Source organism: Denitrobacterium detoxificans (assembly GCF_001643775.1).
Lineage (GTDB): Bacteria > Actinomycetota > Coriobacteriia > Coriobacteriales > Eggerthellaceae > Denitrobacterium > Denitrobacterium detoxificans.
In genome coordinates, this window is sequence record NZ_CP011402.1 from 1,271,885 (window position 1) to 1,296,417 (window position 24,533).

17 protein-coding genes and 4 tRNA genes are annotated in these 24,533 nt (G+C 57.9%); all 21 read left to right on the top strand.

Going from position 1 to position 24,533, the window contains the following annotated elements; translation table 11 throughout:
* Nucleotides 1–49: 49 nt before the first annotated feature.
* The 21 genes from AAY81_RS05445 (at nucleotide 50) to AAY81_RS05545 (ending at nucleotide 24,501) form a co-directional block, all read left to right on the top strand.
* Nucleotides 50–1,429, top strand: a complete 1,380-nt coding sequence (locus tag AAY81_RS05445; RefSeq protein WP_066662389.1) for an ISL3 family transposase — start codon at nucleotides 50–52, stop codon at nucleotides 1,427–1,429.
* Between the two features lie 171 nt (nucleotides 1,430–1,600).
* Complete coding sequence (gene trmFO, locus AAY81_RS05450) at nucleotides 1,601–3,001, top strand: methylenetetrahydrofolate--tRNA-(uracil(54)-C(5))-methyltransferase (FADH(2)-oxidizing) TrmFO (RefSeq protein ID WP_420838402.1); 1,401 nt, start codon at nucleotides 1,601–1,603, stop codon at nucleotides 2,999–3,001.
* Nucleotides 3,002–3,004: 3 nt separating this feature from the next.
* Nucleotides 3,005–3,967 (top strand): tyrosine recombinase XerC, encoded by a 963-nt coding sequence (locus AAY81_RS05455; protein WP_066662393.1) that lies wholly within the window; start codon nucleotides 3,005–3,007, stop codon nucleotides 3,965–3,967.
* A gap of 99 nt (nucleotides 3,968–4,066) precedes the next feature.
* Nucleotides 4,067–6,898 carry an excinuclease ABC subunit UvrA gene (gene uvrA / locus AAY81_RS05460; protein ID WP_066662395.1) on the top strand — a complete coding sequence of 944 codons (2,832 nt, stop codon included), beginning with the start codon at nucleotides 4,067–4,069 and terminating at the stop codon, nucleotides 6,896–6,898.
* A 52-nt stretch (nucleotides 6,899–6,950) separates the two neighbouring features.
* Nucleotides 6,951–7,559 carry a hypothetical protein gene (locus tag AAY81_RS05465; RefSeq protein ID WP_066662398.1) on the top strand — a complete coding sequence of 203 codons (609 nt, stop codon included), beginning with the start codon at nucleotides 6,951–6,953 and terminating at the stop codon, nucleotides 7,557–7,559.
* A gap of 141 nt (nucleotides 7,560–7,700) precedes the next feature.
* Nucleotides 7,701–9,005: an NADP-specific glutamate dehydrogenase gene (gene gdhA / locus AAY81_RS05470; RefSeq protein WP_240480636.1), complete on the top strand. Its 1,305-nt coding sequence runs from the start codon at nucleotides 7,701–7,703 to the stop codon at nucleotides 9,003–9,005.
* Between the two features lie 83 nt (nucleotides 9,006–9,088).
* Complete coding sequence (gene uvrC / locus AAY81_RS05475) at nucleotides 9,089–11,047, top strand: excinuclease ABC subunit UvrC (RefSeq protein ID WP_066662401.1); 1,959 nt, start codon at nucleotides 9,089–9,091, stop codon at nucleotides 11,045–11,047.
* Between the two features lie 35 nt (nucleotides 11,048–11,082).
* Nucleotides 11,083–12,003: an RNase adapter RapZ gene (gene rapZ, locus AAY81_RS05480; protein ID WP_082868018.1), complete on the top strand. Its 921-nt coding sequence runs from the start codon at nucleotides 11,083–11,085 to the stop codon at nucleotides 12,001–12,003.
* Nucleotides 12,003–13,109 carry a gluconeogenesis factor YvcK family protein gene (locus AAY81_RS05485; protein WP_066662406.1) on the top strand — a complete coding sequence of 369 codons (1,107 nt, stop codon included), beginning with the start codon at nucleotides 12,003–12,005 and terminating at the stop codon, nucleotides 13,107–13,109. Before rapZ ends, AAY81_RS05485 begins: the two co-directional genes overlap by 1 nt.
* Nucleotides 13,088–14,017, top strand: a complete 930-nt coding sequence (gene whiA, locus AAY81_RS05490) for a DNA-binding protein WhiA (RefSeq protein WP_066662408.1) — start codon at nucleotides 13,088–13,090, stop codon at nucleotides 14,015–14,017. The genes AAY81_RS05485 and whiA overlap by 22 nt, the downstream gene beginning before the upstream one ends.
* A gap of 71 nt (nucleotides 14,018–14,088) precedes the next feature.
* A complete protein-coding gene (gene gap, locus AAY81_RS05495) occupies nucleotides 14,089–15,090 on the top strand; it encodes a type I glyceraldehyde-3-phosphate dehydrogenase (protein WP_066662410.1) in 1,002 nt (333 codons plus the stop codon).
* 77 nt (nucleotides 15,091–15,167) lie between these two features.
* Complete coding sequence (locus AAY81_RS05500) at nucleotides 15,168–16,358, top strand: phosphoglycerate kinase (RefSeq protein WP_066662411.1); 1,191 nt, start codon at nucleotides 15,168–15,170, stop codon at nucleotides 16,356–16,358.
* A gap of 2 nt (nucleotides 16,359–16,360) precedes the next feature.
* A complete protein-coding gene (gene tpiA / locus AAY81_RS05505) occupies nucleotides 16,361–17,128 on the top strand; it encodes a triose-phosphate isomerase (protein WP_066662413.1) in 768 nt (255 codons plus the stop codon).
* 21 nt (nucleotides 17,129–17,149) lie between these two features.
* A complete protein-coding gene (gpmI, locus tag AAY81_RS05510) occupies nucleotides 17,150–18,697 on the top strand; it encodes a 2,3-bisphosphoglycerate-independent phosphoglycerate mutase (RefSeq protein WP_066662415.1) in 1,548 nt (515 codons plus the stop codon).
* Between the two features lie 191 nt (nucleotides 18,698–18,888).
* A complete protein-coding gene (gene secG, locus AAY81_RS05515; protein WP_066662419.1) occupies nucleotides 18,889–19,140 on the top strand; it encodes a preprotein translocase subunit SecG in 252 nt (83 codons plus the stop codon).
* Nucleotides 19,141–19,195: 55 nt separating this feature from the next.
* Nucleotides 19,196–19,283: transfer RNA gene (locus tag AAY81_RS05520), tRNA-Leu, on the top strand.
* A 116-nt stretch (nucleotides 19,284–19,399) separates the two neighbouring features.
* On the top strand, nucleotides 19,400–20,329 hold the full coding sequence (locus AAY81_RS05525; protein WP_066662421.1) for an InlB B-repeat-containing protein: 930 nt from the start codon (nucleotides 19,400–19,402) through the stop codon (nucleotides 20,327–20,329).
* Nucleotides 20,330–20,430: 101 nt separating this feature from the next.
* Nucleotides 20,431–20,506, top strand: a tRNA-Gly gene (locus tag AAY81_RS05530).
* A gap of 51 nt (nucleotides 20,507–20,557) precedes the next feature.
* Nucleotides 20,558–20,631 (top strand) — tRNA-Cys (locus tag AAY81_RS05535).
* 93 nt (nucleotides 20,632–20,724) lie between these two features.
* Nucleotides 20,725–20,799: transfer RNA gene (locus AAY81_RS05540), tRNA-Val, on the top strand.
* Nucleotides 20,800–21,162: 363 nt separating this feature from the next.
* Nucleotides 21,163–24,501 carry an ABC transporter ATP-binding protein/permease gene (locus AAY81_RS05545; RefSeq protein WP_066662424.1) on the top strand — a complete coding sequence of 1,113 codons (3,339 nt, stop codon included), beginning with the start codon at nucleotides 21,163–21,165 and terminating at the stop codon, nucleotides 24,499–24,501.
* Nucleotides 24,502–24,533: the final 32 nt, after the last annotated feature.

Sequence of the window (24,533 nt, forward strand, 5' to 3'; positions counted from 1 at the left end):
CCGCCTATGATTGCTAAGCCAAATTCAGACAACCGAAGAGGTGTGACGCATGAAGAGTCTACTACTTCTCGCCCTCGGTCTGGCCCGCACGGTCGTCCTGGGCGCGCGCATCGAGGCCGAGCGCATCGTCGTGAGCGTCCGGCCCTACAAGCGCGAGCAGCGCCGCTGCCCCGTATGCGGCAGGGCCTGCGACTTCTACGACATGGCGAACCGCGGGGCCCCCAGGCTGTGGAGGGCGATGGACCTGGCGCGCTCGGCCTGCTACCTGGAGTACGCGCCCTGCAGGGTGCGCTGCCCGGAGCACGGCGTGCGCACCGAGGCCGTCCCCTGGGCGCGGCACGGGGCGCGCTTCACGCGTGACTTCGAGGACTGGGTGGCGTGGCTGGCGGTCCGCTGCACCGCCTCGGCGGTCTCCGAGCTCGCCCGCGTCGAGTGGCACAGCGTGGGCGGCGTGTGCAGGCGCGTCTACGCCGAGCTGGAGGCCGCGCGCGGCGCCTCGAGGTTCGACGGCGTGCGCCGCATCGGCATCGACGAGACGTCGTACAAGAAGGGCCACAAGTACGTCACGGTGGTCGTCGACCACGACCGCGGCTGCCTCATCTGGGCGCACGAGGGCACCGGCAAGGACGTGCTCAACCTGTTCCTCGACGAGCTCACGCGCGAGCAGAGGCGCGCCATAGAGGTGGTGACCGCCGACGGCGCGAGGTGGATAAGGCAGCTGGTCAAGCGCCGCTGCCCCAACGCGAGGTGGGTCATGGACCCCTTCCACGTGGTCCAGTGGATGAACGACGCGCTCGACGCCGTGCGCTGCGAGGAGTGGAACGCCGCCAGGGCCGCCGCCAGGGCCGCCAGGCCCAGGCCCGAGGGCAAGCGCGGCAGGCCTGCCAAAGGCGAGCTGCCGCCCGAGGAGGTCAGGGCGCTCGAGGAGGAGGCGGCCTCCATCAAGGGCAGCCGCTACGCGCTCGTGAAGAACCCCGAGGACCTCACCGACGGCCAGAGGGCGAGGCTCGAGGCGCTCAAGAAGAGGGCCGGCTCGCGGCTGGTCAGGGCCTGGGAGCTCAAGGAGGACCTGCGGGCCGTCTTCCGGGCAGCCGACGGCTCCGAGGCCGCCGAGCTGCTCGACGACTGGATGCACAGGGCCGCCTACTGCAAGATCGCCAAGGTCGTCGCCGTGGAGAAGAAGGTGCGCCGCCGGCGCGACGACATCATCGCCGCAGTCGAGCTCGGCATCAGCAACGGGCGCGTAGAGGCCATCAACAACAAGATCAAGGTGACGGTGAGGATGGGCTACGGCTTCCGCAACACCGACAACCTCGTGGCCCTGCTCATGCTCAGGTGCGGCGACTGCCAGCCCCAGCCTCCCGGGTCGCCCGGTGAAGGCGAGGAAGAAGGGCGTGAAGGGAGCGAAGAGCGTTGCTGCCTAGGCTAGCCCCTTGTCACACAAACTACCGAAGCCTCGGAAATTGCCAACCTCTGCAACTATCTGAAGCTCGATTTCGCTTCGTATTTCCCTGGTTACGAGCTTCCTCAGGACAGCACGTTTTTCGCTGGCAATTACTAGGATGAGCTTGAACGGTAGCACGCGTCGATGACTTGCAATGTGAACATAATCGGAGCGGGCCTTGCAGGCAGCGAGGCTGCTCTCTATCTGGCTCACCTGGGTTGCTCGGTTACGCTTTTCGAGCAGCGGCCCGAACGCACTACGCCCGTGCATACGGGCGATGCGTGCGCCGAGCTCGTTTGCTCGAATTCGCTGAAGAGCATGAAACCCGAAAGCGCTGCCGGCATGCTGAAGGGCGAATTGGCCGCCTTGGGTTCCTTTCTTTACGAGGCTGCCCTCGACAATCGCGTTTCTGCAGGTGGGGCACTTGCCGTCAACCGCGAAGACTTCTCTGAATCGGTGACGCGTGCTATTGAATCGAACGATCGCATTACCTTGGTGCGTGGCGAAGTGGTTTCGCTGCGCGAGGATGGTTCCGTATGCCTTGCCGGAATGTCCGAACCCGTTGGGTGCGATGCCGACGCGGTCATTCTGGCATCTGGGCCCCTTACCTCCGATGCCCTAGCCGAGTGGCTGCGTGGCATCACGGGGGAAGACACGCTTGCGTTTTACGACGCAGCGGCGCCTATCGTCCTGGCGGATTCGCTCGATATGACAAAGGTATTTCGCCAGAGCCGCTACGAGGAAGGCGTGGGCGATTATCTGAACGCCCCCTTCTCGAAGGAAGAATACGAGACCTTTGCCCATGAGCTCGTGGGTGCCGAACGGGTCATTATGCGCGATTTCGAAACGCGTGACCTTTTCCAGGCGTGCCAGCCCATCGAGGAAATCGCCCGCAAGGGCTTCGACGCGCCGCGCTTCGGTCCGCTCAAGCCCGTTGGCCTTACCGACCCGCGCACGGGGCGTCGCCCCTGGGCGGCACTGCAGCTTCGCGCTGAAGACGCCCATGGGCAGAGCTTCAATCTGGTGGGATTTCAGACGAACCTCACGTTCCCCGAACAGAAGCGCGTATTCAGGCTCATTCCCGGCTTGGAGCATGCGGAATTCGTGCGCTATGGCGTGATGCATCGCAATACCTTCGTCGATGCGCCTCATATCCTCGACACTTCGCTTCGCGTTGTTTCCAACCCACTTTCCGTGCCCCTGTACATGGCTGGGCAGGTTGCGGGCACCGAAGGCTATTGCGAGGCTATTCGTTCGGGGCTTCATGCGGCTATCTCCGTGTTTTCCCAGCCTATGGGGAAACAGGGCGTGACCCTTCCGTCCGAAACCGCCTTTGGCGCACTCCTTTCCTATGCGTGTAACCCGGAAACGTCCGATTATCAGCCCATGCACGTCAACTTTGGCATCATGACGCCCCTGGAGCGCAAAATCCGGAACAAGGGCGAGCGCTATGCGGCCTATGCCGAGCGCGGCAACCGTGCGCTCGGGGAGTATCGTAGCCAGCTTGCGTCTTTGGGTATTGCCCTGCGTGGCCCCATCGACCCTTCCGAAGCGTAGGCCATGGTCACGCATCCTTCGGAAGGAAAAGAATCCGATTTTCCCGTTGTGTTTGCCGAACGCGTTGACGCGTATCTGACGTCGCTGCGCGTCGAGGAGAACGTGTCGGCTCATACGCTGCGCAATTATCGCATCGACCTCGAGGCGTATGGCCGTTGGGCGGTTCGCGCTCATGTGGACCCCTGCGCCGTTACCCATAAGCAGTTGCGTCGCTACCTGGGCGAACTCGATGCCGCGCGCTATGCTCGCAGCACGGTGAACAGGCGATTGAGCAGCCTGCGTGGCTTCTTTCGCTGGATGGTCGTAAACGAGCATATCGAAGCGAATCCCGTTGACGTCATTCCATCGGTACGGGCTTCGAAGCGACTGCCGCATCGTATTCCCGCTGCTGATATGGCGCGCATCCTTTCCGTGCATGGATCTATCGATGCCAACGGGCATACACGACACCAAACTCCATCTCAACTTCGCGACCAGGCGATTCTTGAATTCCTCTATGCATGCGGCGCGCGTATTTCCGAGGCATGCAACCTGCGGGTCCAAGATGTCGACTTCCAGCAAATGCAGGTTCGCATGGTGGGCAAGGGCAACAAGGAGCGCATCGTGCCCCTGCACGAACTCTCTCTTTCCAGCTTGCGCGCCTACTTCGATTTCGGACGTCCGGAATTGCTGGGGGAGCGTCCCGACCCAGGATTTGCCTTCCTTTCCACGCGGGGAAATCGCATGGGGCCCGACGCAATGCGCAAGATGTTCGCCAAGACGCTCGTGGAAGCTGGCGTCGATGCGCATTATACGCCGCATGATATGCGGCATACCTTCGCCACCGATGTGCTCGAGGGTGGCGCCGACTTGCGTAGCGTCCAGGAGATGCTTGGCCATGCAAGTCTTTCCACTACGCAGATATACACGCATCTTTCCGTGGGTCGCCTGAGTGAGGTGCATCATAGCGCGCACCCGCGTGGATAGTACATGTGTTCGTATTCTAGCGATGCGGTAACAACCCGACCATAGCGTTCGTACGGCTATAAAATGAGCCTATCGAATACGCATGTGTTAGGCGGTTATATGTCGCAGAATTCAATCGTTATCAAAGGTGCCCGCGAGCACAATCTGAAGAACATAGACGTAACCATTCCGCGCGATAAGCTCGTGGTTATCACGGGTCTTTCGGGCTCGGGCAAGAGCTCCCTGGCTTTCGACACCATTTACGCCGAAGGACAGCGTCGCTACGTTGAAAGCCTTTCCAGCTACGCGCGTATGTTCCTGGGCCAAATGAGCAAGCCAGATCTTGATAGCATCGACGGCCTTTCGCCTGCGGTTTCCATTGATCAGAAGACCACGAGCAAGAATCCGCGCTCTACGGTGGGCACCGTCACCGAAATCTACGACTACCTGCGCCTTCTGTTCGCCCGCGTGGGTGTTCCGCATTGCCCGGAATGCGGTAGGGAAATCAAGAAACAAACCACCGACCAGGTTACCGACGAGATTCTGGCCCTGGGCGAAGACGTTCGCGCGCTTGTCATGGCCCCCATGGTCATTGGGCGCAAGGGCGAATTCACCAAGCTGTTTCAAGATATTCGCGCCGAGGGCTTTTCCCGCGTGCGTGTCGATGGCGAGGTTATGCGCCTCGACGAAGAAGAGGGCTTGAAGCTCGACAAGAAGTTCAAGCATACGATCGAGGTCGTCGTCGACCGCGTAGTGCTGAAGTCCTCTGCCACGTCGCGCATCGCCGAGGCTGTCGAGGTGGCCACGCGTCTTGCAAACGGCCGCGTGGTCATTCATACCATGAAGGAAGAAGGGGAAGAGGATCACCTGTTCAGCTTGGCTTTGGCATGCCCCGAACATGGCCATTCCATGGACGAGCTGCAGCCGCGCGATTTCAGCTTCAATGCCCCCTATGGTGCGTGTCCCGACTGCCTGGGCATCGGTAGCCGCGAGGAAGTCGATCCCAGTCTCATCATTCCCGATCCTTCGCTTTCGCTGAACCAGGGCGTTGTAGCGCCGCTTTCCAGCGGCAATTATTATCCCCAGGTGCTGCGCGCCGTTGCCAAGCATCTGGGTTACGACGCCGATACTCCATGGGAGGATTTCTCGCGCAAGGCGCAGAAGGCCCTCATGGAAGGCTTGCCCGAAAAGGAAAAGGTTCGCGTCGACTATCACACCGTCGACGGCCGCGAAACGTATTGGTTCATCGAATGGGAGGGCATTCGCGCAGCGGTCATGAATCGCTACAAAGAGGCAAGTAGCGATCGCCAGCGCGAGAAGTACGAGAAGTACTTTGCCGTGGTTCCCTGCGCTACCTGCGGTGGAAAGCGCCTGAAGCCGGAAATCCTGGCGGTAACGGTGAATGGCAAGAACATTCACGAGGTTTGCGAGCTTTCCGCGCGCGATTCGCTGTCGTTCTTCAACTGCCTATCCTTTGATGGGCCCGACGCCCAAATTGCGAACCCCATCGTAAAGGAGATTCGCTCCCGCCTTCAGTTCCTGGTCGATGTGGGCCTCGACTACCTTACGCTTGAACGCGCTACCGCTACGCTTTCCGGTGGCGAGGCGCAGCGTATTCGCCTGGCAACGCAGATTGGCGCGGGCCTTATGGGCGTGCTCTATATTCTCGACGAGCCTTCCATTGGCCTTCACCAGCGCGACAACGAGCGTCTTATCGGAACGTTGGAACACCTGCGTGACCTGGGCAATACCGTCGTCGTGGTAGAGCACGACGAAGATACCATTCGCCATGCCGATTACGTTATCGACATGGGGCCCGGTGCGGGCGAGCATGGCGGGGAAGTGGTTGCCGCGGGAACGCCCGCGCAAATCGTACATTGCCCCGATTCGCTTACCGCAGCGTACCTCACGGGCAAACGTGAGATTTCCGTTCCCGAAGAGCGCAGAAACCCCCGTCGCGGAAAAATAACCATCTCGGGTTGTCGCGCCAACAACCTGCGCAATCTTACCGTAAGCATCCCCATCGGCACGCTTACGGTGGTTACGGGCGTTTCGGGCTCGGGGAAGAGCTCGCTTATCACCGATACGCTGGCTCCTGCGCTTGCCAATCGTGTGAACCACGCCCATCGCAGTACGGGCGAGTATCGCAAGATTACCGGCATTGAAAAGCTCGACAAGGTCGTCGATATCGATCAATCGCCCATTGGCCGTACGCCGCGTTCGAACCCCGCCACCTATGTGGGCCTGTGGGACGATATTCGCAAGCTCATGGCATCTACGCAGGAATCGAAGGCACGTGGCTATTCGCCGGGTCGCTTTAGTTTCAACGTTCCGGGCGGTCGTTGCGAAGCCTGCAAGGGCGACGGCCAGGTGAAAATCGAAATGCACTTCCTGCCCGACGTGTATGTACCCTGCGAGGTCTGCAACGGCCAGCGCTACAATCGCGAAACGCTGCAGGTGCGCTACCGCGGCAAGAACGTCTACGAGCTGCTCGACATGACGGTTGACGAAGCGCTCGAATTCTTCTCGAGCATTCCGCGTATTACGCGCAAGCTGCAAACGTTGCACGATGTCGGTCTGGGCTATATCCGCCTTGGCCAGCCCGCCACCACGCTTTCCGGTGGCGAAGCCCAGCGCGTAAAGCTTTCCAGCGAACTGCAGCGCGTGCAAACGGGGAAGACGTTCTACATTCTCGACGAACCCACTACGGGTTTGCACTTCGAGGACGTGCGCCAGCTCATCGTCGTGCTGCAGCGTCTTGTCGACGCTGGCAACACCGTGCTCATCGTCGAGCATAATCTCGATGTCATAAAATGCGCCGACCATATCATCGACTTGGGTCCCGAAGGTGGCGAGCGAGGTGGTGGAATCGTGTGCGAGGGCACGCCAGAAGATGTTGCCTCGTGTTATGAGAGCCATACTGGGCGTTTTCTCGCCAATATGCTTTCATAAGCGCTTATAATCGTGGACTATGAGTCAAAGGTCCCGAGAGAAAATAGCATTGATGGTGTTCGTCGCGCTGATCTTCGTAGTGATCAGCGGCGGAATTTGGTACATCAATGTTGGCCATAATTGGAATACCGCAGCAACCACCATCGATGACGCCACGGGCTCTATGGAGGGCTATACCGCCATCGTTTTCGATGGCGTCGATATTCCCACGGTTGAAGAAGCGGCGGCTACCACCAAGCCCGTTACGCGCTATAGCGTTCTTGCCAGCTACCACGAAAAGAATGCCACGGTCGTGAGCCTGGATCTCATCAATACCGCGTTGTACGACGAGGGCCTCATTGTGAAGGCTGGTTCAAAGCGTATTGGCGTGCTCTGCGTCGATTCCCTGGAAGACGCCAGCATGTACCAGAACAGCATCCGCGCCTTCGAGCGGCAGGAAGTCGATTTCGTCGTATGCATTACGCCCGACGCTCAGCTTCTCTGCAGTAGCTCCGTTGGCGTAAACGGGATTGACATCGTCATTTCCACGCAGCGCAACACGAGCTCCGTGCTCGATGGTACGCTGGGCAGCGCCTATTGCGTCGATTCTCCTTGCGTTGGCAAGATCGGCGTCATTCTCATTTCTCCCAGCAACGTCGTTTCCTCAAAGGTCATTTCCTAAAACGCGCTTTTGTTTCAGCGACGTTAATAATTCGTTAAAAGCTTGTTTCACTACATCACGCGAAAGTGCCGCCGTATAATAGTGCGCGTTGGCAATCGCACTAAGGAGGTAACCTTGAGTTACACGCAGCAAGTTATCGATATGGTGAAGGCGAAGGACGCCGACCAGCCCGAGTTTATCCAGGCTGTCACCGAGGTCCTCACCTCTCTCCAGCCTGTCATCGACGCTCATCCCGAGTATCAGAAGAAGGCCCTGCTCGAGCGCATCGTTGAGCCCGAGCGCGTGGTCATGTTCCGCGTTCCCTGGGAAGACGACGAGGGCAACATCCATGTGAACCGCGGCTTCCGCATCCAGTTCAACAGCGCTCTGGGGCCCTACAAGGGTGGCCTGCGCCTGCATCCCTCGGTTAACCTCTCCATCCTGAAGTTCCTCGGCTTCGAGCAGATCTTCAAGAACAGCCTGACCACGCTGCCCATGGGTGGCGGCAAGGGAGGCTCCGACTTCGACCCCAAGGGCAAGTCCGACCGCGAGGTCATGCGCTTCTGCCAGAGCTTCATGACCGAGCTCTGCCGTCACATCGGCCCCGACACCGACGTTCCCGCTGGTGACATCGGTACTGGCGCTCGTGAGATCGGCTACCTGTTTGGCCAGTACAAGCGCATTCGCGACGAATGGTCCAGCGTTCTCACCGGCAAGGGCCTGTCCTTCGGCGGTTCTCTGGCCCGTACCGAAGCTACCGGCTATGGCCTGGTGTACTTCGTGCAGGAATACCTGAACTGCCATGACGACAGCTTCGAGGGCAAGACGGTTACCATTTCCGGTTCCGGCAACGTTGCCATCTACGCTGCGGAAAAGGCTCAGCAGCTGGGTGCTACCGTTGTAACGGTGTCCGACTCCACGGGTTGGATTCATGCTCCCCAGGGCATCGACATTGCTCTGCTGAAGCAGATCAAGGAAGTCGAGCGCGCCCGCATCAGCGAGTACGCAAAGCGCGCCGAGGGCGTTGAGTATCACGAGGGTCGTGGCGTATGGCAGATTCCCTGCGATATCGCGCTTCCCTGCGCTACGCAGAATGAGCTGCTCATCGACGATGCCAAGCAGCTTGCCGCTAATGGCTGCAAGGTCGTTGCCGAAGGCGCTAACATGCCCACCACCATGGACGCTACCACCTACCTGCAGGAAAACGGCGTAACGTTCATGCCTGGCAAGGCTGCCAACGCTGGTGGCGTTGCTACCTCCGGCCTGGAGATGAGCCAGAACCACGAGCATCTGTCCTGGACGTTCGAGGAAGTCGACGAGAAGCTGCACGGCATCATGAAGAGCATTTACCATGCCGCCGACGACGCTGCTCGCGAGTATGGCTTCGAAGGCAACTACGTTGTTGGCGCTAATATCGCCGGCTTCAAGAAGATTGCCGACGCCATGATCGCCCAGGGCCTCGTGTAGGTCGTACGCCATCAGGCAACATCTTCGATGCTTTTGAGCCGCGGGGCCTTTATGGTCCCGCGGCTTTCGTTATACTTTCTTCCATGAACGAAGAGCGCATCGAAACCATTAAACGCCAGCTTGACGAAGTACCCACGCTTCCCGGCGTCTACCTGTGGAAAGACGCTGATGGGCAGGTTATCTATGTGGGTAAGGCAAAGCAGCTGCGCGCTCGTATGCGCCAGTATGTCAATTTCCAAGACGATCGCGCTAAGATTCCACTTCTGGTCGACCAGATACGCTCGTTCGAATACATCGTCGTCGACAACGAATACGAAAGCCTGGTTCTGGAAAAGAACCTCATCGATCAGTATGCGCCGTTCTTCAACGCCGACTTCAAAGACGACAAGAGTTATCCGTTCATCGCCCTAACGAAGGGGGATACGTTTCCCGCCATTAAGTTCACCCGCGAGAAGCACAAGCCCGAGACGCAGTACTTCGGCCCCTACACCGATAGCCGTGCTGCGCGACGCATGATCGAGATAGCGCGCAAGGTGGTACCCATCTGCGCTGCCTCGTGCTCGCAATGGCGTGCCATGAATCGCGAAATCGAAAAGAACGGCCTTGAGGAATACCTATCCGAGCAGCGCAAACCCTGCTTCGATTGCCACGTGGGCATAGGCCCGGGCGCATGCTGCGGGAAGATCTCGCCCGAGGCGTACGCAGATAACGTGCGTCGTGTTGAGCGTTTCTTGCGAGGCAATCATGCCGAGTTCATTTCCGAGCTAAAAGAGGACATGACTCAGGCGGCCTCGGAACTCGATTTCGAGAAAGCGGGGCGCATCAAGGAGCGCATCGAGGTCATCGAGCGCCTTACCGATAAGCAGCACGCGGTTATGGCGCATGACGTAAATGCCGACGTCATCGGGTTCTATCGCGAGGAGACCATTGCGGGCGTTCACGTGCTCATGGTGCGCGAAGGTCGCGTTATCAATGGCAACGAGTTCGTGCTGGACAAGGGCAAGAACGTGCCCGACCAGGATATTCTTCATTCGTTCCTCTTGCGTTACTACAGCGTCACGGAATCCATTCCGCGTGAGGTCATCGTGGCCAACGAGCCCGAGGACAAGCCAACGATGGAAGATTGGCTTACGAATCGCCTGGCAAGCAAGTTTGGCGCCCGCGTGCGCTTCGTTGTGCCCGAACGTGGCGAAAAGCGCGATCTGCTCGAAATGGCCCAGGTCAATGCAAAGCATACGCTTATGCGCTACAAGGTTCGCACCAATTACGAGGACAAGCGCATCAATGAGGCGTTGCTTCAGCTGGAAAGCGCTCTTGCGCTCGATGCGCCACCCATGCGCATCGAATGCTTCGACATTTCCACGCTCCATGGCACGTATACGGTTGCTTCCATGGTGGTGTTCACCGACGGAAAGCCCGACAAGGGCCAATATCGTAGGTTCAAGATTCGTGCCGAACTCGATGAAGCGAACGATTTCGTGTCCATGCAGGAAGTGCTGGGGCGTAGGTATTCGCCCGAGCGCATGGCCGACGAACGATTTGGCCGCAAGCCCGACCTGCTCATCCTTGACGGTGGCAAGCCGCAGCTTTCCGCCGCCATGGAGCAACTGGGGTCCATGGGAGTTGATATTCCCATGGCTGGCCTGGCAAAACGAGACGAGGAATTGTTCGTTCCCTGGCAGGATACCGGCCCCGTGGTGCTTCCTAGTGGTTCTGCTTCTCTCTACCTGGTGAAACAGGTGCGTGACGAGTCCCACCGCTTTGCCATTACCTTCCATCGCGAATTGCGTGGGAAGGGCATGACGACGAGCATTCTCGATGAGGTGGCTGGCGTTGGCCCCGTTCGCAAGAAGGCGCTCCTCAAGGCGATGGGTGGATTTCGCAAGCTGCGCGAAGCGACGCTGCAGGACATCATGGATGCTCATGTTGTGCCCGATGATGTGGCACGCGAGGTATATGCGGTGCTGCGGCAGTATAATGACACGCGTAAGAACAGCACGATTGACGAATCTGATCATTCTTCCGTGGAAGAAGGGGAATAGCGTATATGGCAAGCAATGATGCGCAAAACGCTCCAATGCCGCATCCTACGCCCGACCTGGTTGTCATTACCGGCATGAGCGGTGCAGGGCGCACGGAGGCGATGCATACGTTCGAGGACATGAACTATTTCTGCATCGACAACCTTCCGCCGGCGCTTCTCATGTCTCTCGTCTCGTCCGATAGCATTCCCAGCCAGGATGGCGCTTCGGGAAAGCTCGCCGTGGTGTGCGACGCCCGAAATAGGAACTACTTTCGCGAGCTTACGCGCGAACTTGCGCGTTTAAGCGAAGCGGGAATCGATTACTCCATCATCTTTCTCGACGCTTCCGACGAGGCCATTCTCGCGCGGTATAAGGCATCGCGTCGCCGCCACCCGATGTGCGTCGATAACAAGACGACCATTTCCCAGGGCATTGCCATGGAGCGCGAGCTTACACAAGAGCTGCGCGCAACCGCTGATGCCATCATTGATACCTCCAACATGCGGCCCATCGTGCTGCGCGAGCGCATTCGCTCGCTTTTCGCGCACGAAACCCCTCGTCAGGGCATGAGCGTCGTGGTGTATTCGTTTGGGTTCAAGCATGGCTCCGCCGCCGACGCAGACATTCTCATCGACGTGCGCTTCCTGCCCAACCCCTACTACGACCCCGAAATGCGCCATCTCACTGGGCTCGATGACAAGGTTCGTACCTTCGTCATGGAGCGTTCCGAAACCAAGGAGTTCATGGTTCGCTGGACGGCCTTGCTCGATTGCGTCATGCCTGGCTACGTGGCCGAAGGCAAGCAGCAGCTGGCCATTGGCGTTGGCTGCACGGGCGGACAGCATCGTAGCGTTGCAATTGCCGTTGCCACGGGTGAATACCTGCGGAAATGCGGCTACCAGGTGCATGTTTCCCATCGTGACCTCTCGCGTGCCGATACGGGCGAAGCGAAGAAGAGCGGGGAGGGGGAGTAATGGCGAATTCCGCATTCAGGCAAGACCCCTCCGCAACGGGCTCGTTTGACAAGATTCGCGGCATCGAGCCCGTAGTCGGCAATGCGCAGCCTGCTCATGCCGTGGTTATTGGCGGTGGAACGGGCGCACCGGTTTCCATTCGCACCCTGGTATCCATGGGCGTGCGTACGTCCGCCGTGGTCGCCATGGCCGATGACGGTGGTTCCACCGGTGCCTTGCGCGAGCTTGCCAACGTCACCCCTCCTGGTGACATCCGCAAGTGCCTCGTTGCCTTTGCCGACGATCCTCATGATCCGCTGACCAGGGCGTTCAAGTACCGTTTCGAGCTGGCGAACAATCATGCGCTGGGCAATCTGCTCATTACCGCACTCGAAGATGCAACGGGGTCTTTTCCCGAGGCCATTCGCATTTGCGAAGACCTGCTGCATGCGAAGGGCCACGTGTATCCTTCCACGCTCGACAAGGTGACGCTCTGCGGCCGCACGCTCGATGGTCGCATCATCGAAGGTCAGGCCAATATTTCTCATTCGCGCACCGCTATCGAAAGCGTGTGGCTGAAGGCGCCCTATACCGGCACGCCGTATCCGGCTGCCATCAAGGCGATTTGCGAGGCCGACCTCATCGTGTTGGGGCCCGGCTCGCTCTTCACGTCCATCATTCCGAACTTGCTCATTCCGGGCGTGCTGGAGGCAATTCGCAGTTCGCGCGCGAAGACGGTCTTCGTCTGCAGCGTTGCCGATTTCCAGGGTGAGACCTGGGGTTTTTCCGCCGAAGAGCACGTACGTGCCCTGCAGGACCACGGTATGGCGGGCTTGCTCGATTACGTTCTGGTGCACACGCCCGTGCAGTTGCGTCCGGGCGGTCACGAACCGGGCAACTATAACCAGGTCGCACGCGAGGAGCCGCTGCCGAGCGATTACGATGGCTCAGGCCGCGTTCGCCCGGTTCCCATTACCTACGATGCTGCGTATCGCATTCAGGAAAGCGGCCCCGTCGTTATTGCGCGCGACTTCGTAGACCCTGCTCATCCAACCATTCACAATCCCATTGCCCTGCGCGATGCTCTTACGGGGGTGCTCAAGCTTTGTCGTTCACCGCAGATGTAAAGGAAGAGCTTTCCCGCGTTCCTCCCGTATGCTCGCATTGCGAGCGCGCCACGCTTGCCGCCCTCATTCGCATGGAAGGCTCGCTTTTCCTGGCTGGTTCCGGGCGCTTTCGCATCGAAGTCGATACCGATTCGCCGTCCGTTGCGCGCCTGCTCGTAAAGCTCTTGCACGAGCAGTACGGCCTGAAGACCGATTGGACCGTTCGTCGCAGCGTACTGCATAAGACGCCAAACTACCTCATCGAGGTGCCCATGCAAAAGGGGCTTCCCGAAGCCATGAAGGACATGGGCGTGCTCACGTCGGGCGGCTTCGACCGCGGCGTATACCCGAAGCTTGTCGAGAAGCGCTGCTGTGCCGCCGCATACTTGCGTGGCGCTTTCCTAGGAAGCGGGTTCATTGCCAACCCGAAGGGCGATTTTCATTTCGAGATGTCGGTCGAATCCGAAGAGTTGGCAAACGGGCTCGTAGACCTTATGGCCGAACGCGATATTTCGGCAAAGATCATGCAGCGTCGCAGCAACTACATCGTCTACATGAAAAGCGGGTCGGCCATTTCGGCCTTCCTAGCCGTAGTCGGCGCGCACCAAAGCGCCCTTGCCATGGAAAATGTTCGCGTGATCAAGAGCGTGCGCAACGACGTGAATCGCAGGGTCAACGCCGAGCTGGCCAACCAGCAGAAGGCCACCGAAGCCAGCATGGAGCAGATCATGGCCATTCACGCAGTGGTCGATCGCTATGGCTTGGAAAGCCTTCCACCGGCTCTTCAAGAATTCATCAAACTTCGCGTATCACACCCCGATGCCACGTTGAAGGAACTCGGGGAATACGCCGATCCGCCTTTGTCCAAATCCGCCGTATACCATCGCGTTCGTCGAATCGAGCAGCTTGCCGCGCAGGTTGAGCGGTAAATGCGTTATAGTATCCCACGGTGCGACCTGCGGGTTGTACCTGAATAGTATCGAGAGATAAGGAGTGCCTAATGGCAACGAGGGTAGCGATCAACGGGTTCGGCCGCATTGGACGCCTGGTCTTCCGTGCGATGGCAAAAGACCCTGCTTTGGAAGTGGTCGCAGTAAACGATCCCGGCTCTGTTGAGGCCATGACCCACCTTCTGAAGTACGATTCCATTCATGGTCGCGATTTCGAATCGGTCGAGGTCACGGAAGACGGTTTCGTGGCAGACGGCCAGAACGTGAAGGTTTTCTCCGACCGCAATCCATCCAACCTGCCCTGGGGCGAGCTCGACATCGATATCGTCGTTGAGTCAACGGGCGTGTTCCGCGACCGCGAAGGCGCACAGAAGCACATCGATGCTGGCGCCAAGAAGGTCATCATCACCGCTCCCGGCAAGAACGAGGACATTACCATCGTCATGGGCGTGAACGACCACCTGTACGATCCGGCCGTTCACAACATCGTGAGCAACGCTTCCTGCACCACGAACTGCCTCGCTCCGTTTGCGAAGGTGCTGCTCGACAACTTCGGAATCAAGCGTGGCTACATGAACACCATCCATGCGTACACGAACGACCAGAAGATCCTGGACCTTCCTCATAAGGACCTGCGTCGTGCTCGTGCCGCAGCCATGTCGATCATCCCCACCACCACGGGCGCTGCCCGCGCCGTTTCCCTGGTTCTCCCCGAACTGAAGGGCAAGCTCGACGGTTTCGCTACGCGCGTGCCCATTCCCGACGGCTCCATGGTCGACCTCACCGTCGAACTCGAGAAGTCCGTTACGAAGGAAGAAATCAACGCTGCTATGAAGGCCGCTGCCGAAGGCCCGCTGAAGGGCATCCTGGAATACAGCGAGGATCCGCTGGTCTCCATCGACATCGTCCATAACAGCCACTCTTCCATCTTCGACGCTGGCCTTACCATGGTCATGGGCGGGGAAAACAACCTCGTTAAGTGCGTCAGCTGGTACGACAACGAGTGGGGTTATTCCAACCGCGTGAAGGACCTGGCGAAGATTCTGCTCTAAGGTCTTATGTCATTACGGCCGGAACATGCACGCTTGGCGCTGCGGTTCCGGCCTTGTTTTGTGTAGAAAGGAAAAGCATGGCTGAAGTGAAGTCACTTGAGCAAGCCGATGTTGCCGGTAAACGAGTTCTCTGTCGCGTTGATTTCAACGTGCCGCTTGATGGCGCTACCGTTACCGACGACACGCGCATCCGCGCGGCGCTTCCCACGATCGAGTATCTGGTGGGGAAGGGTGCCAAGGTCATCCTCATGAGCCACCTGGGTCGTCCTGCTGGCACCGGCTTCGAGGAGAAGTTTTCCCTCGCTCCCGCTGCCGAACGTCTTTCCCAGCTCATTAGCGCTCCCGTTACGTTTGCGTCCGACACCGTGGGCCCCCATGCCCATGCGGTCGTAGAAGCCATGGAAGATGGCCAGGTCGTGGTTCTGGAAAACCTGCGTTTCGACAAGCGCGAGAAGAAGAACGATCCCGCTTTCTGCGAAGAGCTGGCCAAGCTGGGCGATCTTTACGTGAACGACGCCTTCGGCACCGCACATCGCGCCCATGCTTCCACGGCTGGCGTTGCCGCTCTGCTGCCCGCGTATGCCGGCTACCTCATGCTGCGCGAAGTGGGCACGCTTTCCGGCATGCTCGATGAGCCCAAGCGCCCCTTCGTCGCCATCCTTGGCGGTTCGAAGGTTTCCGACAAGGTGGGCGTTATCGACGCGCTTATTGAAAAGGCCGATACCATCATCATCGGTGGCGGTATGTGCTTCACGTTCCTGCTTGCCCAGGGCAAGCAGGTGGGCACTAGCCTGAAGGAAGAAGACTGGGTCGAGCGCGCTGCCGGCATGATCGAGCATGCAAAGGAAGCTGGCGTCGAGCTGCTGCTCCCCACCGACGTGGTCGTTGCCGATCGCTTCGCTGAAGACGCAAACACCGCAACCGTTTCCGTGGACGAAATCCCCAGCGACATGATGGGTCTCGATATCGGTCCTGAAACCGAGAAGCTGTATGCCCAGGCTATCGCTCACGGCAGCACCGTGTTCTGGAATGGCCCCATGGGCGTGTTCGAGATGGCCGCCTTCGAGCATGGCACGAAGGCCGTTGCCCTGGCCGTTGCGGAAAACGCGGAAGCCGACACCATCATCGGTGGTGGCGACAGCGTTGCCGCTGTTAACAAATTCGACCTTGGAAGCAAGATGACCTTCATCTCCACCGGCGGTGGCGCTTCCATGGAGCTGGTGCAGGGCCTGCCCCTGCCTGGCGTTGAGGCTCTTAAGGAGGCGTAATCATGCGCAAGCCCATGATGGCTGGAAACTGGAAGATGAACAAGACCTGGGCCGAGTCCGTCGTGCTCGCCCAGGGCATTTCCAATCGCTGCGATGACGCGTGGGATGCTGTCGACGTTGTGCTGTGCCCGCCCGCCTGCAATCTGAAAGCGGTGCATACGGTACTCGAGTTCGATCGTCGTGACATTCACGTGGGCGCTCAGAACTGCCACTGGGAAGAAGGTGGCGCCTTCACTGGCGAGATCTCTATTCCCATGCTGGAAGATATCGGCGTCGACCACTGCATCGTGGGCCATTCCGAGCGTCGCGAGTACTTCAGCGAGACCGACGAAATGGTTAATCGCAAGGTAATGGCGCTGGTTGCCCATGGGGTTACCCCCATCGTCTGCGTGGGCGAGTCGCTGGCCGTGCGTGATGCGGGTACGTATCTGGAATTCATTTGCAACGAGCTGCGTGCCGATTTTGCAGGCCTGGAGCCCGAAGAGGCTGCCAAGTGCGTCGTCGCCTACGAGCCCATCTGGGCCATTGGCACGGGTCGCACGGCCACGCCCGAACAGGCCCAGGAGGTCTGCTCGGCCATTAGGGCCGCCCTTTCGGATCTTTTTGGCGAGGAAGTTGCCAGCGGTATGCGCGTACTCTATGGTGGCTCCATGAAACCCGCCAATGTGGATGGCCTCATGGCCCAGCCCGACATCGACGGCGGACTCATCGGCGGTGCCGCGCTTTCCGCCGATTCCTTTGCCGAACTCGTTGAAGCGTGTCTGAAATAGGCGCGAGAAAGAAGCAACTTTATGGATAAGAGCAAGCTCCATCTGCCTGCGGCGCTCATCATCATGGATGGCTTCGGCATCGCCGAGCCTGGCCCGGGCAATGCCATTTCGCTTGCGAATACGCCCCATCTCGACCATTTGCGCGAAACGGCCTCGAACATTCAGATTCAGGCGTCGGGCGAATACGTGGGTCTTCCCGATGGCCAGATGGGCAACTCCGAAGTGGGTCATCTGAACATTGGCGCTGGTCGCATCGTCTATCAGGAGCTTACGCGCATCAACAACGCATGCCGTAGCGGCGGCATCGCCGAAAACGAGAAGCTGTGCGCGGCCATGGAACGCGTGAAGGCGGCTGGTTCCGTACTGCATGTTATGGGCCTCGTTTCCGATGGCGGAGTGCATTCCAGCAACGAGCATCTCTATGCGCTGCTGAAGATGGCAGCTCAGCACGAGGTTCCGCACGTCTTCGTTCATTGCTTCATGGATGGACGCGACGTTCCGCCTGCTAGCGGTCTTGGCTACATCGAAGAGCTGGAAGAGCGCATCGCCGAATACACGACTGATGCGTGCCGGATCTCGATTGCGTCCATTTCCGGTCGCTATTACGCGATGGACCGCGATAATCGCTGGGAACGCGTGAAGAAGGCGTTCGACGCCATTGCACACGCTTTGCCCCATAGCGAGCTTTCTCCCACCGAGTTCATGCAGGCAAGCTACGACGCCCAGGTAACCGACGAGTTCGTCGTTCCGGGTTCGTTTGCAACGCGCGGCGTGGAAGACGACGATGCCGTCATCTTCTTCAACTTCCGCCCCGATCGTGCGCGTCAGATTACGCATGCTTTCGTCGATGCAGAGCCGTTCGAGTCCGAATCGTTTCCGCGTCCGTATTTCGTGTGCCTCACTGAATACGACCCCGAGATTCCCGCCGACATTGCATTCGCGAAGGAATTCCCCGAAAACGTTCTTGCCGATGTGCTTTCCAGTGCGGGGTTGAAGCAGTATCACATTGCCGAGACGGAAAAGTACGCCCATGTCACGTTCTTCCTGAATGGCGGCATCGAAGCCCAGAAGGAAGGGGAGCGCAGGCAGATCATCGATAGCCCCAAGGTGGCTACGTACGACCTTCAGCCTGAGATGAGCGAGCCTGCGGTTGCCCAGACGCTTGCCGATGCCATCGACGCCGATACGGCAGATGTGTACATCGTCAACTTCGCCAACTGCGATATGGTGGGGCATACGGGCTCCATTCCCGCTGCTACGGCGGCCGTAGAGGCCGTGGATGCAGGCGTGGGGCAGGTTCTTGCCGCCATCGAGCGCAAGGGTGGCGTGGCGCTTGTCACGGCCGACCACGGCAATGCCGACAAGATGATCGCTGAGGATGGCCAGCCCCATACGGCACATACCACCAATCCGGTGCCCCTGTTCCTGGCTGACTACGCGGGTCTGGGATACCAGCTTGCGCAGCCCGAAGGCACGTGCGGCGCCCTCTGCAATCTTGCTCCTACGCTGTTGCAGATGATTGGCTTGGAGGTTCCCGCCGAGATGACAGCTCCCAGCCTGCTCGCCTAATCTACGCCCATTTGGAACGCCCGCTTCGTGCGGGCGTTCTGCTTTTGCGGCGTCTGCGATGCCTTCATAAGGGCATACTGTGCGTAATTGGCATGAGAACTGTTGCTCTCGTGCTCAGATTGACTATAATTTTGCAGTTGCGAGTTGTCGGCACATACGGTGCCGTAGTCACAGAGAAGAAAGAGTTCGCTTTGAATCCGTTGCTTATTCTGGTTATCATCGCCCTGGTCATTTCGGGTGCTGGTCTTATCGTCTTCATCATGCTGCATTCCGGCAAGGGCACGGGCATTTCCGACGCCATTGCCAGCTCGCTGTATTCCACGAGCTCTGGTACCAGCATCATCGAAAAGAATCTCGATCGCATCACCATCATTTTTGCCGTGGTGTTCCTGATTTCGCTCATCCTTTTGATGATTATTTATCCTCAGGGCACAATTGCCTAAAATTCTCGCTTGCAATGAGGAAACTTGTGCTATAGTACCCCTCGTTGCTTTTCACGTCGGAGTGGTGGAACGGCAGACACGCTAGCTTGAGGTGCTAGTGCCCACTTTAGGGCTTGCGGGTTCAAATCCCGCCTCCGACACCAGGAATTACAAGCCGCCTTCGGGCGGCTTTTTTATTTGCTATGCTGTAGTCCTCTAGGAAAATGTGCAGGAGATGTGTGCAGTGGGGGATACGGCAAAAACTTCTTCAAAGACGGGATTGGCGCTTGCAGCTCTCTTGCTTTTCCTGTTCCTCCTCGTCGTCTTCACATTTCGTACATCTTTCATTCCGCCGCTCGACCAGCTCCTGTTTTCCGATATCTCCTTTGATGCTCATGGTGGATCCATCGAGGGAGCGCAAGCGGGCTCTCAGAGGGTCTGGGCTTGGGAGCCCGTATCGATGCCGCAAGCGTATAAAGACGGTTACGTGCTGCTCGGATGGGTTGATAGCGCCTCAGGAGCCGTTACAGGGCCTGGTGGCGGCAGGGTAGGGGGTAGTGGCACCCTACGGGCGGTATGGACGCGCGACAGGTATGCCATATCCTATGATTTGGCATGTGGTTCGCTCGAGGGTCGGCCGCCCACGTCGTACTCCATTGCATCTGATGCCGTGATACTTCCAGAGCCTTTTCGCTATGCGTATGAATTCCAGGGTTGGCGTATCGATGGATGCGAGGAGTTGGTCGATAGCATCGACTCTATGCTTGCCCGGGATGTCACTGCACATGCAGTCTGGACGCCTGCGGTAGATGCCGAGCCTGCGACGCTGTATCTTGGCGATGGACTCGATGCCGTTCCGTATTCCTATTGCTATGGGTGGGATACCGCCCCAGCGCAGGAGGCTGGCATCTGGCAAGGCGTTGGATGCGTTACCGATGGGGATCCGACGTATTACATCGGGCACAATCCCGGCATCTTCGCCCAGGTAGCCGATTTTCACGTAGGGAGTCTTTTCGCGGTATGCGACGATGCGGGCAACCTTGGCTGTTATCGCGTTGTGCGCATCGTAACGGTGCTGCATGACGGGACCATTTTTACACCCGAATTGCAGGCGATGGTTATGCCTCAGGGGGAATATGCCACGCTTCAAACCTGCCGTCTCGACAATGTCTACATGGACATATTCGTAGGTAAGCGCATTGATGCCTAGCCTTCTTTTTTATAAGTTCATCTGGGATTATGTGCTCAGCTACAAAAAATAAAATACCCTCTTGCCAGAAAGGGTGAGTCGCGTATAATACTTTCTTGCGCGCGGACATGGCTCAGTTGGTAGAGCACCACCTTGCCAAGGTGGGGGTCGCGGGTTCGAACCCCGTTGTCCGCTCCATTGTTCATGTGAGCCGGCCGAGCAATCGGCTGGCTCTTTTAAGCAAAACATGGCGACGTGGCCAAGTGGTAAGGCAGAGGCCTGCAAAGCCTTTACCCCCGGTTCGAATCCGGGCGTCGCCTCCAATTTGCTTCATGAACGCAGCGCTGGAAGTTTTTAAAATTGGGTGTTTACAAAGCACTCAGCTCTGTTAGAATACTTCCTGCTGCAAAGCTAACGGGCGTTTAGCTCAGGGGGAGAGCGCTTCCCTGACACGGAAGAGGTCACAAGTTCAAATCTTGTAACGCCCACCACATGAAACACCAGGTCAGATAGCAATTCTGGCCTGGTTTTTTTGCGAAATGCACAAAATGGCCTCTGGATTACATTCGTTTTCTCAGAATCCTATCTTTGCTCCCAATCCCCAACCGAGCCGCAGAAGTCGATGCGGTCTCTATGCTGCGCGCCTCTTCCTAGGGTAATCGCGCCGCATGGCCCCTCACGTCACCTTTTCCCTGGTAACAGTCGTTTATCCATAGTCTGACGGTGCGATGCCAGCGAAGAGCGCATGCTAAAATGATGCTGGGGGTTAGCTTTCTAAGCGCAATCATTACTCGATGGCGGCATTTCGCGTGGCAAGCACGCCAATACACATTAGCTGAAAGCAAGGTTTGATCATGATTGAACTGCGCGATATAGGCAAGAACTACCTTAAGGGAGAGATTACGGCACTTTCCGATGTGTCCGTCGCCTTCGGAGATTGCGGCCTTGTTGCGATTTGCGGGCCGGCGGCTTGTGGCAAGTCCGTGCTCCTGAACATCCTGGGAGGAATCGAGCAGCCCGATTCAGGTGAAGTGATCATTGATGGCAAGTCGACCCGTACATTCAGAGAGGCCGATTGGAATGAATACCGCAACGCGCGCGTCGGGTTTGCGTTCCAGGACCCTGTTCTCGTGGGGCATCGAACCGCACTCGAGAATGTCGAGCTGGCTTTAACGATTGGAAACGTTCGCCAAACCGAGCGCAGTGAACGAGCACTCGAAGCCCTTCGTCTTCTGGGTGTTGAAAACTGTGCGTCGAAGAAGCCAGCGGCCCTTTCATGCGCCCAGCAGCGCCTTGTGGCGATTGCTCGCACCTTGGCGAAAGAGCCTGATATCCTTCTTGCGGACGAGCCGACGTGCGGGCTTGACAAAAGCTCCGCGGAAACGGTAGTAAACGCTCTCGAGCGCGCCGCGAGGAGTCGACTTGTGATACTGGCTACGAGCGACGATGAACTGGCTTCGCGCGCCAGTCGGATCTTGCGCTTTGCCAACGGCAAAGTGGTCAGCGATGTATCTACGCACAATGGAACCATCGTCGGGACCATCGAGCAATCCGCGCAGCTTTCGGGAAAGAGCAGCTCTAATCCCCGCTTACGCGCGAAATCGCGTCGGAGCATGCCGTTTTTCGCTGTGGTAGGCTATTCGATCCGTAACATGTCTGCGAAGAAGGGGCGGGCAATACTTACAGCCATCGCATCGGCCATAAGCATGATAGGCATCGCTACCATCGTTGCGCTTGGTGGCGGTGCAAATAATCTCATTGCTGGTTTCGAAGAGTCTACGATTGCCACCGACCCTATCGTTGTAGGGAAATCTAACCTTGACCTCACGAGCTTGCTTAGCAGCGAGAGCTTGAGGAATCTCAATTCCCAGAGTGCGGCCACAGAGGAAAGCTCGTCGTCTCCGGGCACTGTAAAGGTAAATACTCTCGATGGCTCCATTCAAGACGTATCATCGATGCTCGCGGAAACGATCTCGCACGTTCGCGATAATGACCTTGCTGGTTTCAAGCAATTCGTCGATTCAAATTCGGATGGCATTCTCGATTATGTTGACACCGTCACATATGATTATGGCATTGTGCCCCTCGTATACAATGGCGACACGACCCAGGGCGTTGAACAGCTTAATCCTTCGTCGCTTTCGGAAATGGTCACGCGTCGGGCCAACTCGACCGCAAGCTCGCTTAATAGCCTAGGCGGGTTCCATCAGATGATCGACAGCCAAGATATATTGGACGAGCAGATGGACGTTGTCTATGGCACTTGGCCTCAAAGCTACGACGAATGCGTGATTGTGCTCGACAAAAACGGCGGTATCAGCGACCTTACGCTCTATTACCTTGGACTCTACGACCACGAGGCAGTTAACGACGCGCTGAATGCGGCTCTCGACGGGCAGAGCGTCGAGTTTCCCGATTCGCCATCCGAGCTTAGCTACGACCAGCTCATGGACGCGAATTTCGTGGTTCTGCCGCGCGTGAGCCTTTACCAGAGGGATGAGGCACGAGGTACGTGGGCCGATAAGTCGCTGGACGACGATTATGTTTCCGGCAAAATAGCCCAAGAAGGCATCAAGCTGAAGGTGTGCGGTATCGTACAGCCGAAACGTGATACGCTTTCCCCTCTCATGCCCGAAGGCGTCGGGTATACCTCCGAACTCGTCGATTATCTCGTCGGGGTATCCGCTCAAAGCGCGATCACCAAGCAACAGCTCGACAACCCTGATGTCGACGTGTTTACGGGTAAGAGCTTTGAGGATTTGAAGGCGCATCCGGCGGGCAATCTGAACCTCGAGAACGTCATTACCGTAAATGATCAGGCGATTGCTCGCCTGCTCGGCATGTTTGGAGATAGTGATGTGGAAGAGACTGATTCCGGTGATGACGACCTTGAGCTGCTTTGGGCTGACCTCTCGAAGATTGACTGGTCGCAATTTGAGATTGACGAACGCGACATACTCGACGCGGTGAACGAACAGAGGATCTACGATGCCATCGAACTCGCCTCGATGCTCGATCCCGAAGAATCCGGCTTGGAGCTGACCGCTGAGCAGAAAGCCGAGGTAAGTATATTAACGGGGGGCATGGTTGCCAACTTCACCGCCTGGGCCATTGACGAGGGGGCCACTGCCGAGGATCTGAGCGATTCGGATAAGGTTAGCAGCTATTGGAAAGGCTACTTGCAAACCGATGTCGGCAAGCAGCAAATGCTCGAGCTCGACCTTCTCGTGGGGCAGAGCTACGGTGAAGTCGTGCGTGGGCAGCTCGAAGATTACCTAACGGGCGTTTACGTCGAGGTCCTTATCGACGAAGTCAGTGCCGAAATCATTGAACAGTCCATGGAAGAAATCGCGAAGGAGGCCGAAGAGGAGCTTGAGCGCGAGTTTCCGGCTGTTGCCGACGAACTAGGCAGAGAACTCGAAGCGGCCATAGCTAATGAGCTCGACCGCATTCTCACCGAGGTCGACAATGGGGTCGCTGTGGCTGGAAACGAACTAACCAACGTAATCCAGATCAACATGAGCGAAGAGGACCTCGTTGCGTTTCTTAACAACCTATCTGACTCATCCGAGATAGGCTATGACAACAACATTGCCAAGCTTGGCTACGTAGACATGAGCAAGCCGCTCTCGATGAGCATCTATCCAAAAGATCTTGCTGCAAAGCAGAAGGTGATTGGGATTATCACGGCTTACAACGATCGCATGGACCAGGCGGGAATGCACGATCGAACTATCATCTATAACAATAATTCAGGCGACATGTCCGAAACCCTGTCTGGCGTTGTGGACATCGTGGGCCTGGTGCTGATCGTTCTCATTGGCGTCTCGCTGGTTGTCGGTTCCATTATGCTAGCGCTCCTTACCTACACTGGCATAGCTGAACGACGCCGAGAAATGGGGCTTCTGCGATCCCTTGGCGCATCGCGGGGCAACCTGGTGGCCATGTTCAACATCGAGACGTTCGTGGAAGGCTTGCTCGCAGGCGTGATTGCGGTGGGCGTCGTCTACGCAATGTCTGCGGGCGTGAACAGCATGACGGCCACAAGCTTTGCGGGCGTAGACGTCATGGTTCTGTCCCCTCAGATAGCCGCCGCGCTCATCGTGCTCTCGGGCGTGCTTCCGCTGCTTGTCGGCTTGGCACTGTCATTTGTCGTGTCATGCAAGCGCCCAGCTCGATTTCTGAGTAGCTAACGAATCGATTGTGGCTGCGGGAGTGCTTGGCT

What these genes read in the sequence shown, in the direction of transcription:
- AAY81_RS05445 (WP_066662389.1), top strand. Translation starts at nt 50, where the DNA reads ATGAAGAGTCTACTACTTCTCGCCCTCGGTCTGGCCCGCACGGTCGTC.
- AAY81_RS05455 (WP_066662393.1), top strand. Translation starts at nt 3,005, where the DNA reads ATGGTCACGCATCCTTCGGAAGGAAAAGAATCCGATTTTCCCGTTGTG.
- uvrA (WP_066662395.1), top strand. Translation starts at nt 4,067, where the DNA reads ATGTCGCAGAATTCAATCGTTATCAAAGGTGCCCGCGAGCACAATCTG.
- AAY81_RS05465 (WP_066662398.1), top strand. Translation starts at nt 6,951, where the DNA reads ATGGTGTTCGTCGCGCTGATCTTCGTAGTGATCAGCGGCGGAATTTGG.
- gdhA (WP_240480636.1), top strand. Translation starts at nt 7,701, where the DNA reads ATGGTGAAGGCGAAGGACGCCGACCAGCCCGAGTTTATCCAGGCTGTC.
- uvrC (WP_066662401.1), top strand. Translation starts at nt 9,089, where the DNA reads ATGAACGAAGAGCGCATCGAAACCATTAAACGCCAGCTTGACGAAGTA.
- rapZ (WP_082868018.1), top strand. Translation starts at nt 11,083, where the DNA reads ATGCCGCATCCTACGCCCGACCTGGTTGTCATTACCGGCATGAGCGGT.
- AAY81_RS05485 (WP_066662406.1), top strand. Translation starts at nt 12,003, where the DNA reads ATGGCGAATTCCGCATTCAGGCAAGACCCCTCCGCAACGGGCTCGTTT.
- gap (WP_066662410.1), top strand. Translation starts at nt 14,089, where the DNA reads ATGGCAACGAGGGTAGCGATCAACGGGTTCGGCCGCATTGGACGCCTG.
- AAY81_RS05500 (WP_066662411.1), top strand. Translation starts at nt 15,168, where the DNA reads ATGGCTGAAGTGAAGTCACTTGAGCAAGCCGATGTTGCCGGTAAACGA.
- tpiA (WP_066662413.1), top strand. Translation starts at nt 16,361, where the DNA reads ATGCGCAAGCCCATGATGGCTGGAAACTGGAAGATGAACAAGACCTGG.
- gpmI (WP_066662415.1), top strand. Translation starts at nt 17,150, where the DNA reads ATGGATAAGAGCAAGCTCCATCTGCCTGCGGCGCTCATCATCATGGAT.
- AAY81_RS05545 (WP_066662424.1), top strand. Translation starts at nt 21,163, where the DNA reads ATGATTGAACTGCGCGATATAGGCAAGAACTACCTTAAGGGAGAGATT.